The 14,675-nt window shown below is 48.4% G+C and carries 13 protein-coding genes; 9 read left to right on the forward strand and 4 right to left on the reverse strand.

Features of this window, described 5'->3' with window-relative positions; translation table 11 throughout:
• Positions 1–267: 267 nt before the first annotated feature.
• Together ehaB and iprA are read left to right on the forward strand one after the other, a co-directional pair.
• Positions 268–3,246, forward strand: a complete 2,979-nt coding sequence (gene ehaB / locus WC5_RS10145; RefSeq protein ID WP_000556479.1) for an autotransporter adhesin EhaB — start codon at positions 268–270, stop codon at positions 3,244–3,246.
• 85 nt (positions 3,247–3,331) lie between these two features.
• Entirely contained in the window at positions 3,332–3,955 is a 624-nt protein-coding gene (iprA, locus tag WC5_RS10140; RefSeq protein ID WP_010344702.1) for a hydrogen peroxide resistance inhibitor IprA, read from the forward strand.
• Here the strand turns inward: iprA and ampH are convergent, their stop codons facing one another.
• Positions 3,956–5,113, reverse strand: coding sequence for a D-alanyl-D-alanine-carboxypeptidase/endopeptidase AmpH (ampH, locus tag WC5_RS10135; protein ID WP_000830753.1), 1,158 nt, complete (start codon positions 5,111–5,113; stop codon positions 3,956–3,958).
• A 351-nt stretch (positions 5,114–5,464) separates the two neighbouring features.
• Here ampH and sbmA point away from each other — a divergent pair, with 351 nt between their 5' ends.
• Both sbmA and yaiW read left to right on the forward strand, forming a co-directional pair.
• Entirely contained in the window at positions 5,465–6,685 is a 1,221-nt protein-coding gene (sbmA, locus tag WC5_RS10130) for a peptide antibiotic transporter SbmA (protein ID WP_000477001.1), read from the forward strand.
• 12 nt (positions 6,686–6,697) lie between these two features.
• Positions 6,698–7,792, forward strand: a complete 1,095-nt coding sequence (gene yaiW / locus WC5_RS10125; protein ID WP_000084714.1) for a surface-exposed outer membrane lipoprotein YaiW — start codon at positions 6,698–6,700, stop codon at positions 7,790–7,792.
• A gap of 57 nt (positions 7,793–7,849) precedes the next feature.
• Here yaiW and WC5_RS10120 read toward each other — a convergent pair whose 3' ends face one another.
• Positions 7,850–8,158, reverse strand: a complete 309-nt coding sequence (locus WC5_RS10120) for a YaiY family protein (RefSeq protein WP_000763150.1) — start codon at positions 8,156–8,158, stop codon at positions 7,850–7,852.
• A gap of 259 nt (positions 8,159–8,417) precedes the next feature.
• Between WC5_RS10120 and WC5_RS25300 the strand changes: the two genes are divergently transcribed.
• Positions 8,418–8,630, forward strand: a complete 213-nt coding sequence (locus tag WC5_RS25300; RefSeq protein ID WP_016159209.1) for a DUF2754 domain-containing protein — start codon at positions 8,418–8,420, stop codon at positions 8,628–8,630.
• A gap of 204 nt (positions 8,631–8,834) precedes the next feature.
• Here the strand turns inward: WC5_RS25300 and ddlA are convergent, their stop codons facing one another.
• The gene (gene ddlA / locus WC5_RS10110; RefSeq protein WP_000413687.1) at positions 8,835–9,929 is read right to left on the reverse strand and encodes a D-alanine--D-alanine ligase; all 1,095 of its coding nucleotides are present in this window, start codon (positions 9,927–9,929) and stop codon (positions 8,835–8,837) included.
• Between the two features lie 460 nt (positions 9,930–10,389).
• Here ddlA and iraP point away from each other — a divergent pair, with 460 nt between their 5' ends.
• From iraP to adrA, 4 genes are all read left to right on the forward strand, one after another.
• Positions 10,390–10,650, forward strand: a complete 261-nt coding sequence (gene iraP, locus WC5_RS10105) for an anti-adapter protein IraP (RefSeq protein WP_000792966.1) — start codon at positions 10,390–10,392, stop codon at positions 10,648–10,650.
• 101 nt (positions 10,651–10,751) lie between these two features.
• A complete protein-coding gene (phoA, locus tag WC5_RS10100; RefSeq protein ID WP_000814408.1) occupies positions 10,752–12,164 on the forward strand; it encodes an alkaline phosphatase in 1,413 nt (470 codons plus the stop codon).
• A gap of 121 nt (positions 12,165–12,285) precedes the next feature.
• Positions 12,286–12,606 carry a phosphate starvation-inducible protein PsiF gene (gene psiF / locus WC5_RS10095; RefSeq protein ID WP_010349022.1) on the forward strand — a complete coding sequence of 107 codons (321 nt, stop codon included), beginning with the start codon at positions 12,286–12,288 and terminating at the stop codon, positions 12,604–12,606.
• Positions 12,607–12,707: 101 nt separating this feature from the next.
• Positions 12,708–13,823: a diguanylate cyclase AdrA gene (adrA, locus tag WC5_RS10090; RefSeq protein WP_000484072.1), complete on the forward strand. Its 1,116-nt coding sequence runs from the start codon at positions 12,708–12,710 to the stop codon at positions 13,821–13,823.
• Between the two features lie 17 nt (positions 13,824–13,840).
• Here the strand turns inward: adrA and proC are convergent, their stop codons facing one another.
• Positions 13,841–14,650: a pyrroline-5-carboxylate reductase gene (proC, locus tag WC5_RS10085; RefSeq protein WP_010344698.1), complete on the reverse strand. Its 810-nt coding sequence runs from the start codon at positions 14,648–14,650 to the stop codon at positions 13,841–13,843.
• Between the last annotated feature and the right edge of the window lie 25 nt (positions 14,651–14,675).

The following is a 14,675-nucleotide window of genomic DNA, read 5'->3' on the forward strand; positions in this document are numbered from 1 at the left end:
TTTGTCTAATTTGCTGGTGTAATATTTGTAGAGTATATGATTTTGAAATTAATGCGGTAATTAACAGATTGAAATGACAGGTTTTTATCTATTTTTGTGATCTGTGCTTACACGTGATTTATATATGTCCGCATTCGGACTTAGGGGAAAGAATAATTGAACCATTCATCTGTAACGCCGCATAATCGTAAACGCGAAACATAATATGTTTTCTATGCATTGATAATTGATGGATCAACTTATTACGTCCCTGAGGAGGGATGACAAATGCACTCCTGGAAAAAGAAACTTGTAGTATCACAATTAGCATTGGCTTGCACTCTGGCTATCACCTCTCAGGCTAATGCAGCGACCAACGATATTTCTGGTCAAACTTACAATACTTTCCATCACTACAACGACGCCACCTATGCTGATGACGTTTACTATGATGGTTATGTAGGCTGGAACAACTATGCCGCTGATAGCTATTACAACGGCGATATCTACCCGGTCATTAATAACGCTACCGTTAATGGCGTGATTTCTACCTACTATCTGGACGATGGTATTTCTACCAATACCAACGCTAATAGTCTGACAATCAAAAACAGCACTATTCACGGTATGATTTATTCCGAGTGCATGACAACTGATTGTGCTGATCGTGCGAATGACTACTACCATGATCGTCTGGCGCTGACTGTTGATAATTCAACGATCGACGACAACTACGAACATTATACTTACAATGGCACCTACAATAATGCCGCTGATACTCATGTTGTAAACGTATATAACATTGGTACAGCTATCACTCTGGATCAGGAAGTTGATCTGTCCATTTCTAATAACTCTCACGTAGCAGGTATTACGCTGACTCAGGGTTATGAGTGGGAAGATATCGACGACAACACTGTCAGCACCGGTGTAAACAGCAGCGAAGTGTTTAATAACACCATCACTGTTAAAGATTCTACCGTGACCTCTGGTTCATGGACTGATGAAGGTACTACTGGCTGGTTTGGTAATACTGGTAATGCAAGTGATTACAATGGTAATGGCTGGATCGCTGACGATATCGCATTAGCAGTTATTGCACATCCTGCTGCTGATAATGCCATGCAGACTACTGCAACATTCGATAATTCCACACTGATGGGCGATGTACTCTTCTCAAGCAACTTTGATGAGAACTTCTTCCCACATGGCCGTGATAGCTATCGTGATGCTGATGGTGACGTAGATACTAACGGTTGGGATGGTACTGATCGTTTGGATCTGACCCTGAACAATGGCAGCAAGTGGGTTGGTGCGGCAATGTCTGCGCACTTAACTGTAGATATCGATGATGATGGTGTGCCAGATACTTACGGTCCTGTTTACAATGAGAACGGGGTTGTTGTTGATACCAGCACAGGCACCGAAGCAACTGCAACTCTGATTGATATTGCTGCAAATAGCCTGTGGCCTTCTTCAACGGTTGGTGTTGATAATACCAATACCCAATATGACGAAAATGGTCATATTGTAGGAAATGAAGTTTATCAGAGCGGTCTGTTCAATGTGACCCTGAACACCGGTTCACAGTGGGATACCACCAAAACTTCTCTGATTGACACCCTGAGCATCAACAGTGGTTCAACTGTTAATGTTGCTGATTCAACGCTGATTTCTGATTCTATCTCTCTGACAGGTCTTTCTGCGCTGAACATCAACGAAGATGGTCATGTTGCAACTGATTCACTGACTGTCGACAACAGTACCGTAACCATTTCTGACGAAGTTTCTGCTGGTTGGGCTGTAGGTGATGCAGCTCTGTATGCGAACACCATCAACGTTACTAACGACGGTATTCTGGATGTCGGTAACACTGCGGCGAATGCTCTTCAGGTTGATACTCTGAACCTGACCAGCACCACTGATACCAGTGGTAACATTCATGCAGGTGTGTTCAACATCGAAAGCAACCGCTTCGTACTTGATGCCGACCTGACCAACGACCGTACCAACGACACTACCAAGTCAAACTACGGTTATGGCTTAATCGCAATGAACTCTGATGGTCACCTGACCATTAACGGTAACGGCGATAACGATAACACTGCTTCTATCGAAGCTGGTCAGAACGAAGTTGATAACAACGGTGACCATGTTGCAGCTGCAACCGGTAACTACAAAGTTCGTATCGACAACGCTACTGGTGCTGGTTCTATCGCTGACTACAACGGCAACGAGCTGATTTACGTTAACGACAAAAATAGCAACGCTACCTTCTCTGCTGCTAACAAAGCTGACCTGGGTGCATACACCTATCAGGCTGAACAGCGCGGTAACACCGTTGTTCTGCAACAGATGGAGCTGACTGACTACGCTAACATGGCGCTGAGCATCCCGTCTGCGAACACCAATATCTGGAACCTGGAACAAGACACCGTTGGTACTCGTTTGACCAACTCTCGTCATGGCCTGGCTGATAACGGCGGCGCATGGGTAAGCTACTTCGGTGGTAACTTCAACGGCGACAACGGCACCATCAACTATGATCAGGATGTTAACGGCATCATGGTCGGTGTTGATACCAAAATTGACGGTAACAACGCTAAGTGGATCGTCGGTGCGGCTGCAGGCTTCGCTAAAGGTGACATGAATGACCGTTCTGGTCAGGTAGATCAAGACAGCCAGACTGCCTACATCTACTCTTCTGCTCACTTCGCGAACAACGTCTTTGTTGATGGTAGCTTGAGCTACTCTCACTTCAACAACGACCTGTCTGCAACCATGAGCAACGGTACTTACGTTGATGGTAGCACCAACTCCGACGCTTGGGGCTTCGGTTTGAAAGCCGGTTACGACTTCAAACTGGGTGATGCTGGTTACGTGACTCCTTACGGCAGCGTTTCTGGTCTGTTCCAGTCTGGTGATGACTACCAGCTGAGCAACGACATGAAAGTTGACGGTCAGTCTTACGACAGCATGCGTTATGAACTGGGTGTAGATGCAGGTTATACCTTCACCTACAGCGAAGATCAGGCTCTGACTCCGTACTTCAAACTGGCTTACGTCTACGACGACTCTAACAACGATAACGATGTGAACGGTGATTCCATCGATAACGGTACTGAAGGGTCTGCGGTACGTGTTGGTCTGGGTACTCAGTTCAGCTTCACCAAGAACTTCAGCGCCTATACCGATGCTAACTACCTCGGTGGTGGTGACGTAGATCAAGACTGGTCCGCGAACGTGGGTGTTAAATATACCTGGTAATATTCTTCACTGCGAAGAAATAGGTAATTTAATCTAAATAATGCCCGTCAAGGATTTGACGGGCATTACTGCAAAGGACGCGCAAATGTTATCTGTAGTTAAACCTCTTCAGGAATTTGGTAAGCTCGATAAATGTTTGTCCAGATACGGCACGCGCTTCGAGTTTAATAATGAAAAGCAAGTTATATTTTCAAGTGACGTTAATAGCGAAGATACATTCGTTATTTTAGAAGGTGTTATCTCTCTGCGTAGAGAAGAAAATGTGCTTATCGGTATTACCCAGGCTCCTTTTATTATGGGACTGGCTGATGGTTTAATGAAAAACGATATACCATACAAATTAATATCAGAAGGAAACTGTACGGGATATCATCTGCCTGCCAAACAAACCATTTCTCTTATTGAACAACATCAACTCTGGCGTGACGCTTTTTACTGGTTAGCCTGGCAAAATCGAATTCTGGAATTACGCGATGTTCAGCTCATTGGACATAATTCTTACGAACAAATTCGCGCCACTTTATTATCAATGATTGACTGGAATGACGAATTACGCGCACGTATTGGTGTGATGAATTATATCCATCAACGTACACGCATATCACGTTCCGTCGTCGCAGAAGTTCTCGCGGCTTTGCGCAAAGGCGGTTATATCGAAATGAATAAAGGCAAACTGGTCGCTATCAACCGTTTGCCTTCAGAGTATTAATCAGGACGCGGGGATGACCAGCGGTTTATTCCCGCTCAGTTCGGTTACCAGATCATTGATACCATCGCTCATGTTTTTAAAGCGAGTCAACGGCGAGCGAGTGACGACCACAAAAGCACCAATATTTTTTTGCGGGATCATCGCCATATAGGTAATGAATCCGCCGCCGCCGCCAGTTTTCTGAATAATTCCCGGACGCCCATCTTTCGGCGCCATATATACCCAACCTAAACCGAGCGCATCCGCTCTGCCAGGTACATCCATGCCGATCACTTTCGTAAACTGCGCGCGTTGATAAATCAGCGTCTGCATACGATCCGCCTGGTTGCTGCGCTGATAAAAATCAGACGACAAATACTGCTGCATCCAGCGCATCATATCGCCAGGTGTGGAATAGACACCGCCACTACCAATTGCCGCCAGCGTGTTATTACACGGGCTGGCACCGCGCTCGGCAACCATTAAACGTCGGCACTGATCCGGCGATGGCGTGTAGGTGGTGTCTTTCATCCCCAACGGACGAGTGATTTGCTCTTCAAACAACTGCGTATAAGGCTTGCCAGACGCATTCGCCAGCGCATCCGCCAGCAGATCGAACGCAAGGTTAGAGTATGCAGCCTGGCTGCCGGGTGCGGCTTTTAGCTTCGCCGTAGAAAGGTATTTCCAGCGTTGTTCGCGCGTTGGCCAGACAAACACCGGACGATTTGCTGCTCCGCCAGGCTGTTCACGCGGCAGGGCGCTGGTATGGGTTGCCAGATTCACTAGCGTAATGGGTTTTCCATTGTAGGTCGGTACTCGTGTGCCTGGTGGAGCATATTTACTTAACGGATCGTTTAACTTCACCGTGCCTTGATCGAGCAGCTTAACCAGCATTTCACTGGTCATCAGTTTAGTGAGGGACGCAATTCGCACCACAGAGTCTAATTGTGGGCGAACGTTATTACCGGGACGCGTTTCCCCATAACTGCGAAAGACGCGCTGATTACCGTCAATAACGACCAGTGCCATCCCCGTGGCACCGCTGCCGTAAAAAATATGATCGGCATAGCGATCGACAATATCAGAGGCGAACTCCGGTTCGGTGATCGGCTGCGCCGCATGGACGGAGGTCAATGACGCCGCACACAGCACGGCAGAAAAAAGCAGACTACGTTTCAACGGTGGTGTCCATAAATTAAATGAAGGTAACTGAGCGTATTTATACTACTCATAGATGGATTGCAAAGGGCGAATTAGTGCAATAATAGTGCTAAAAACGTAACGGCGCGTAAACACGATCTTTTTCCTGAGCACCAATGTCTGCATTTGTGATCCTGCGCGTGTGAATCTGCTAATGTAAACAATCCTTTGTTTGTGAAATCCGCCGAAACAATTCTTACGGTCAGCATGACGAACTAAGTACCTTGCCATTGGTCACAATGGGCGGTTTCATTTAGCTGGCTCCTTGGAGCAATCATGCGGTTAATGCACAGCAGTTGTTAAAACGATAAGAAGTTAGCAGGAGAGCATATGTTTAAGTCTTTTTTCCCAAAGCCGGGAGCCTTTTTTCTCTCGGCCTTTATTTGGGCACTGATTGCCGTGATCTTCTGGCAAGCCGGTGGTGGTGATTGGGTGGCACGTATTGCCGGAGCTTCTGGGCAGATCCCGATTAGCGCCGCACGTTTCTGGTCGTTAGACTTCCTGGTTTTTTACGCTTACTACATTGTTTGTGTAGGACTTTTTGCGCTGTTCTGGTTTATCTACAGTCCGCATCGTTGGCAATACTGGTCAATACTCGGCACTGCGCTGATTATCTTCGTTACCTGGTTTTTGGTGGAAGTTGGGGTTGCCGTCAACGCCTGGTATGCGCCGTTCTATGACCTGATTCAAACTGCGCTAAGTTCACCGCATAAAGTCACCATCGAACAATTTTATCGCGAAGTGGGCGTCTTTCTGGGAATCGCGCTGATTGCTGTGGTGATCAGTGTGCTGAACAACTTCTTTGTCAGCCATTACGTGTTTCGCTGGCGTACGGCGATGAACGAATACTACATGGCGAACTGGCAACAACTGCGTCATATCGAAGGTGCCGCCCAGCGTGTGCAGGAAGACACTATGCGTTTTGCCTCAACGCTGGAGAATATGGGTGTCAGTTTTATTAACGCTATCATGACGTTAATCGCTTTCTTACCGGTACTGGTGACGCTCTCCGCACATGTACCGGAATTGCCGATTATCGGGCATATTCCATATGGTCTGGTGATTGCTGCCATCGTCTGGTCGTTGATGGGAACCGGATTGCTGGCGGTTGTGGGTATCAAACTGCCGGGGCTGGAGTTTAAAAACCAGCGTGTAGAAGCGGCTTATCGTAAAGAGTTGGTCTACGGTGAAGATGATGCATCGCGCGCGACGCCGCCAACGGTACGTGAGTTGTTCAGCGCCGTGCGGAAAAACTATTTCCGCCTCTATTTTCACTATATGTATTTCAACATCGCCCGCATCCTCTATTTGCAGGTCGATAACGTTTTCGGTTTGTTCCTGCTGTTTCCGTCGATTGTTGCCGGTACGATTACGCTCGGACTGATGACGCAAATTACCAACGTTTTCGGTCAGGTTCGTGGTGCTTTCCAGTATCTGATTAACTCGTGGACTACGCTGGTTGAGCTGATGTCTATCTACAAACGTCTGCGTAGCTTTGAACATGAGCTGGATAGTGACAAAATTCAGGAAGTAACCCATACGTTGAGTTAAAAAGGAGAGGTAATGTCGCAGGTCACTCGTCTTTCTTCGCTTTCATTATTGGTAGTTCTGGTTTTAGCGGGGTGTAGTAGTCAGGCTCCGCAACCGTTGAAAAAGGGCGAAAAAGCGATAGATGTGGCGAGTGTGGTGCGGCAGAAGTTACCCGCCAGCGTGAAAGACCGCGATGCCTGGGCGAAAGATCTTGCCACTACTTTTGAAAGTCAGGGACTGGCACCGACGCTGGAAAACGTCTGCTCGGTGCTGGCAGTGGCGCAGCAGGAGTCAAATTATCAGGCAGATCCGGCTGTTCCGGGCTTAAGCAAAATCGCCTGGCAAGAGATTGACCGTCGCGCCGAACGGATGCACATCCCCGCGTTTTTGGTTCATACCGCGCTAAAAATTAAATCGCCAAACGGCAAAAGTTACAGCGAACGGTTAGATTCCGTGCGTACAGAAAAGCAGTTAAGCGCGATTTTTGATGATCTGATCAGCATGGTGCCGATGGGGCAGACGCTGTTTGGTTCGCTCAACCCGGTGCGCACCGGTGGGCCGATGCAGGTCAGCATTGCTTTTGCCGAACAGCATACCAAAGGTTATCCGTGGAAAATGGACGGAACGGTACGTCAGGAAGTCTTCAGTCGTCGCGGCGGATTGTGGTTCGGTACTTACCATTTACTGAATTATCCAGCCAGTTACAGCGCGCCAATCTTCCGTTTTGCCGATTTTAACGCTGGCTGGTATGCCAGCCGTAACGCCGCATTTCAGAACGCGGTCAGTAAAGCCAGCGGCGTGAAGCTGGCGCTGGATGGTGATTTAATTCGCTATGACAGCAAAGAGCCTGGGAAAACAGAACTGGCAACGCGCAAACTGGCGGGCAAACTGGGAATGAGCGACAGTGAAATCCGCCGACAGTTAGAGAAAGGGGATAGCTTCTCTTTTGAAGAGACGGCGCTGTACAAGAAAGTTTATCAGCTTGCAGAAGCGAAAACGGGAAAATCTCTGCCACGAGAGATGTTGCCTGGCATTCAGCTGGAAAGCCCGAAAATCACCCGTAACCTTACCACCGCATGGTTTGCGAAGCGCGTTGATGAACGACGCGCGCGTTGTATGAAACAGTGACCAATAGAGAACACCAGCCAGATAAAGCGTTTTAGGCCGCATCTGGCAAAGTAAATCTTACTGGCGGCGATGTCGCCAGTGCAGCCATAGCGCCACCACTGCAAAAATGAAGCAGCCAACTAAAAACGGGATCAGCCCGAAAATAGTGCCGACTCCCAGACCAATTTCCACCCGTGGACGGCCTGTCTCTTGCACCTGCATCAAACGCTCGTAAACACCGGGCGCATGTACCAGGAGATTAAGCAATTGCGCCCCAGCCCAAAAGCAAAACAGTACAAACAGCGCATAGGCAATGTTGCCAGGCGTTGAAGAGGCGTTGCGATATTTTCCGCTAAACAGCGATTTTGACAGGGTGAAATCAGCCATAAAAACCTCCGGAAGTCATCTGCTTCTCTTCTGGTGTGATACCAGCGGCTTATGGCAAGTCTGACAGGTCATTTAGATTGTCAATATCAGAATCATGGTAAATTGATGGTGGGAATATTCCCGAAGCGTGAATATTCGCCATGAGTCACAAAACAATAACTTTAAGTTAAATTTTTTAACGATACGGGAAATGCTGTCTACACCACAGACGTATGTTATCGATTATGCGAGGATGTTATTTTTCGTTAACGGAGCCGCCATGAATCTGCCTGTAAAAATCCGCCGTGACTGGCACTATTATGCGTTCGCTATTGGCCTGATTTTCATTCTTAACGGTGTGGTGGGGTTGCTGGGATTTGAAGCAAAAGGCTGGCAAACCTATGCAGTCGGTCTGCTGACGTGGGTGATTAGTTTCTGGCTGGCGGGGATGATTATTCGTCGTCGCGAAGAGGATACTGAAAACGCCCAATAACAGAGGATTGGGCGTTCTGGAGTGCTGACAAAGTGTTCGTTGTTTATGCCGGATGCGCGCGAACGCCTTATCCTGCCTACAAAATGATGCAAAATCAATACATTGCAATTATCTGGTAGGCCTGATAAGCGGAGCGTATCAGGCAATTTTACGTTTGCCATCAGTCTTAAACGCCCAATAAAAATATTACCGGGCGATTGAAAATTACATAGTGGTTTTCAGTGCGTTATCCGCAGCGTGACGTTCCAGTGCCAGCTCAATCAAACGCGTGATCAGGTCGGTGTAACTCAGGCCGCTGGCTTGCCACAACTTCGGATACATGCTGATGTTAGTGAAGCCCGGCAGCGTGTTGATCTCGTTGATCACCACCTCGTTTTCCGGCGTTAAAAAGACGTCTACACGCGCCATGCCAGCACATCCCAACGTCTGGTAAGCCTGAACCGCAATCGCCCGGATCTTATCGTTGATTTCTGGCGCAATGGCAGCCGGAACCACCACTTTTGCACCATCTTCATCAATGTATTTGGTGTCGTAGGCGTAGAAATCACTGGTCAGTACGATCTCGCCACAGGTGCTGGCCTGCGGATTGTCATTGCCCAGAACCGCGCATTCGATCTCACGCCCTTTGATCCCTTGCTCCACGATCACTTTATGATCGAACTCGAACGCCAGATCGACGGCAATCGTATATTGTTCTTCGCTGGTTACTTTGCTGACGCCTACGGAGGAACCCTGGTTAGCCGGTTTTACAAACAGCGGTAAACCCAGTTTAGACTTCACTTCGGCAAAACTGATGTTGTGGCGATTGGCGCGCGTCAGGGTAATAAATGGCGCGATGTTCAACCCGGCATCACGCAGTAGACGTTTGGTGACGTCTTTGTCCATACATGCAGCGGAAGCCAGAACATCGGAACCGACAAATGGTAAATTGGCGACACGCAACATCCCCTGCAGGGAGCCATCTTCACCCAGCGTACCGTGGACAATCGGGAAAATGACATCCACCGTTGGTAATGGTTGACCATTCTGTGCATCAATAAGCTGGTGTTCATGTTTACCCGGCACCTGCGCAAGGCTGGTCGCCGAAGGACGCAACGCAATATGGGCAGGATCGTCTGCGTTTAGCAGATAATTGCTGGCATCACTGACGTGCCATTGCCCTTGTTTATCAATGCCCAGCAGCACAACGTCGAAGCGACTTTTATCAATGGCATCGACAATGTTTTTTGCCGATTGCAGAGACACTTCATGTTCCGCTGATTTTCCACCAAAAACGATACCTACCCGCAGTTTTTCCATCTTAAAAACCTATCCCGTCGAACATAAAGCACATACATTACCACGACAAAACGGTTGATTCGCGGCCTTCTGACAGAATGTTGCAATCTTCTGGTCACAAAGCGCCCAGCGTACTGACGGAGAAATATCAATGGCTAAATTATGTGCGTTAGATCACAAAAATGATGAACGGGAAGCGAATTTATCTCTGGTATTAACCATGGTTCAATCAGTGAATAGCTTAATAATAAGTTAACGAAGTAAATATATTCCATAACTTTTTATTATATTAAGGCTTTATAATTGAATAGCTGTTTTATTTATAAGGGAATTATTTAAATAAGAGAAACGTTTCGCTGATAAATATGTGAAAATATTTGTGCAAAGTATTTCCTTCGTCATAAAAATACTACTTACAACCCCTATGCAGTTATGAAGCATAATGTTAACTTCTCCATACTTTGGATAAGGAAATACAGACATGAAAAATCTCATTGCTGAGTTGTTATTTAAGCTTGCACAAAAAGAAGAAGAGTCGAAAGAACTGTGCGCGCAGGTTGAGGCACTGGAGATTATAGTCACCGCGATGCTTCGCAATATGGCGCAAAAAGACCAACAGCAGTTGATTGATCAGGTTGAGGGAGCACTGTACGCGGTAAAGCCCGATGCCAGCATTCCTGACGACGATACGGAGCTGCTGCGCGATTACGTAAAAAAGTTATTGAGGCATCCTCGTCAGTAAAACGTTAAACCTTTTCAACCGTTGTCATAAAGCTGTCACGGCAGAGACTTATAGTCGCTTTGTTTTTATTTTTTACTGTATTTGTACATGGAGAAAATAAAGTGAAACAAAGCACTATTGCACTGGCTCTCTTACCGTTACTGTTTACCCCTGTGACAAAAGCCCGGACATCTGATGTACCCATTCTGGAAAAACGAGCTGCACAGGGAGATATTACTACGCCGGGCGGCGCTCGCCGTTTAACTGGCGATCAGACTGCTGCCTTGCGTGATTCTCTTAGCGATAAACCGGCGAAAAATATTATTTTACTTATTGGCGATGGGATGGGGGATTCGGAAATAACTGCCGCACGAAATTATGCCGAAGGTGCGGGCGGTTTTTTTAAAGGAATCGATGCCTTACCGCTTACCGGACAATACACCCACTACTCGCTGGATAAAAAAACCGGTAAACCGGACTATGTCACCGACTCCGCTGCATCCGCAACCGCCTGGTCAACTGGCGTCAAAACTTATAACGGCGCGCTGGGCGTCGATATTCATGAAAAAGATCATCCAACGATTCTGGAGATGGCAAAAGCCGCAGGACTGGCGACCGGCAACGTTTCAACGGCAGAATTGCAGGATGCCACACCCGCCGCGCTGGTGGCGCATGTGACATCGCGCAAATGCTACGGACCGAGCGTGACCAGTGAAAAATGCCCAAGTAATGCGCTGGAAAAAGGCGGTAAAGGTTCCATTACCGAACAACTTCTTAACGCCCGTGCCGATGTTACGCTTGGCGGCGGTGCAAAAACGTTTGCAGAAACCGCAACCGCCGGTGAGTGGCAGGGAAAAACGCTGCGTGAGCAGGCGCAGGCTCGCGGCTATCAGTTAGTGAGTGACGCAGCATCGCTGGAGGCAGTAACGGAGGCAAATCAGGATAAACCGCTACTTGGGCTGTTTTCTGACGGCAATATGCCAGTTCGTTGGGAAGGGCCGAAGGCGTCTTATCACGGTAATATCGATAAACCCGCAGTAACCTGTACCCCGAATCCGCAACGAAATGACAGTGTGCCGACGTTAGCGCAGATGACCGATAAGGCCATTGAGTTATTGAGCAAAAACGAGAAAGGATTCTTCCTGCAAGTCGAAGGTGCATCTATCGATAAACAGGATCATGCCGCTAATCCTTGTGGACAAATTGGTGAGACGGTTGACCTCGATGAAGCGGTACAACGGGCGCTTGAGTTTGCCAAAAAAGATGGCAATACATTAGTGATAGTCACCGCTGACCACGCTCACGCCAGCCAGATTGTCGCGCCGGATACCAAAGCACCGGGTCTGACTCAGGCATTAATGACCAAAGATGGCGCGGTAATGGTAATGAGCTACGGTAACTCGGAAGAAGATTCACAAGAACATACCGGCAGCCAGTTGCGTATTGCCGCTTATGGTCCGCACGCTGCCAACGTGGTTGGTCTGACCGATCAGACCGATCTCTTCTACACCATGAAAGCCGCGCTGGGTCTGTAGTCAAAACGCATCCGGCGGTGAATTTTTGCCGCCGGTTGGTATTTTTTCTGTTAGCAACCAGACTTAAAGGCAGATCACGGGCGCAAACGCTCCTGGTTAAAATGTGAAGAGGGATGGTGCTATGAAAATAACATTACTGGTTACCCTGTTATTCGGTTTAGTTTTTTTAACCACTGTCGGCGCTGCCGAGAAGACGTTAACCCCGCAACAACAACGTATGACTTCCTGTAATCAACAGGCGACGGCGGAGGCGTTGAAAGGGGATGCCCGCAAGACGTATATGAGTGATTGTCTGAAGAACAGCAAATCTGCGCCCGGCGAGAAGAGTTTGACGCCGCAGCAGCAGAAGATGCGTGAATGCAATGGCCAGGCGACGCAGCAATCTCTGAAAGGCGATGATCGCAATAAGTTTATGAGTACCTGTCTTAAGAACGCCGCCTGATCCCTGATAGTGCTAACGGGTGAGCTAAGAAAATGGCTCACCCGAAATATCATACTTCCGCTTTTCGCCCCGTCTCTATAATTTGGGAAAATTGTTTCTGAATGTTCCCAAAAATAATGAATGATGAAAATTTTTTCAAAAAAGCGGCGGCGCACGGGGAGGAACCACCATTAACTCCTCAAAACGAACATCAGCGTTCCGGGCTGCGCTTCGCCCGGCGCGTCAGGTTACCCCGTATGGTAGGACTGGCGGGGATGTTCTTACCGATTGCTTCAACGCTGGTTTCGCATCCGCCGTCGGGCTGGTGGTGGCTGGTGTTAGTCGGCTGGGCTTTTGTCTGGCCACATTTAGCCTGGCAGTTAGCGAGCAGAGCCATTGATCCGCTTGGTCGGGAAATTTACAACTTAAAAACCGATGCGGTGTTAGCGGGAATGTGGGTCGGCGTGATGGGCGTAAACGTGCTGCCTTCGATCGCAATGTTGATGATTATGTGTCTGAATTTGATGGGAGCCGGCGGCCCTCGTCTGTTTGTCGCTGGTCTGGTGCTGATGGTCGTTTCCTGCCTTGTCACCCTCGAACTGACGGGTATCACGGTATCACTAAATAGTGCGCCGCTGGAATGGTGGCTCTCACTGCCCATTATCGTCATTTATCCTCTGCTGTTTGGCTGGGTCAGCTACCAGACGGCAACAAAACTTGCAGAACATAAACGCAGATTGCAGGTCATGAGTACCCGCGACGGTATGACGGGTGTTTACAACAGGCGTCACTGGGAAATAATGTTGCGCAATGAGTTTGATAACTGTCGGCGACATAACCGCGATGCGACGTTGTTAATCATCGATATCGATCATTTCAAAAGCATCAACGACACCTGGGGCCATGATGTGGGCGATGAGGCAATAGTTGCTCTCACCCGTCAGTTACAAATTACTCTGCGCGGTAGTGATGTGATTGGTCGTTTTGGTGGGGATGAATTTGCGGTGATTATGTCTGGTACGCCAGCAGAAAATGCCATTACCGCCATGTTACGGGTACATGAAGGGTTAAATACATTACGTTTACCAAATACGCCGCAGGTAATGTTGCGGATAAGTGTCGGTGTTGCGCCGCTGAGTCCGCAAATGAGTCACTATCGTGAGTGGCTGAAATCGGCAGATATGGCACTTTATAAAGCAAAGAAAGCCGGACGTAACCGCACCGAAGTGGCGGCCTGACGTCCGGGGAGAGTTCATCAGGACTTGCTAAGTTTTTCTGATTTTTCCATACACTTCGTCATTGCTTCGATCACTGCGGCACGGAAGCCTTTCTCTTCCAGCACGCGCACTGCTTCAATGGTAGTGCCTCCCGGTGAGCAAACCATATCTTTCAACGCGCCCGGATGTTCTCCGGTTTCCAGCACCATTTTTGCAGAACCCATTACCGCCTGAGCGGCAAATTTATACGCCTGCGCGCGTGGCATTCCCCCCAGCACGGCAGCGTCGGCCATTGCTTCGATAAACATAAAGACATAGGCAGGAGAAGAGCCGCTCACGCCGACCACCGGATGGATCATCGGTTCGGCAATGACTTCCGCCTCGCCAAAGCAGCGGAAAATGTTCAGCACATCGGCAGTATCTTCAGGCGTAACCAGCGCGTTTGGCGTTACGGAAGTCATCCCGGCATTGACCAGCGCGGGGGTATTTGGCATAGCGCGGATAATTTTCCGGTCATGGCCCAGCGCCCGGGCAAGTTGGTCGAGCGTGACGCCCGCTGCAATAGAGACAACCAGCGAGTCTTTATTCAGGCTGGAGGTGATTTCACTAAGCACTTTGATCATGATGCCCGGTTTAACGGCGGCAAAAACGATGTCGGTGATTTGTGCCACTTCTTGCGCCGATTCTGCGGCGTTGATGCCGAACTGATCGTGTAAAGCAGCGACTTTGTCCGGGGAGGGGGTATACACCCAGATTTGCCCTGGAAGCACCTGACCACTGGCAATCAGACCGCCGAGAATGGCTTTTCCCATATTACCGCAGCCAATAAAACCGATTTTCTTTTCCATTGCCTCACTCCTGCCGTGAAATTCA

It is taken from the genome of Escherichia sp. KTE114 (assembly GCF_000407765.1).
GTDB classification, from domain to species: Bacteria; Pseudomonadota; Gammaproteobacteria; order Enterobacterales; family Enterobacteriaceae; genus Escherichia; species Escherichia ruysiae.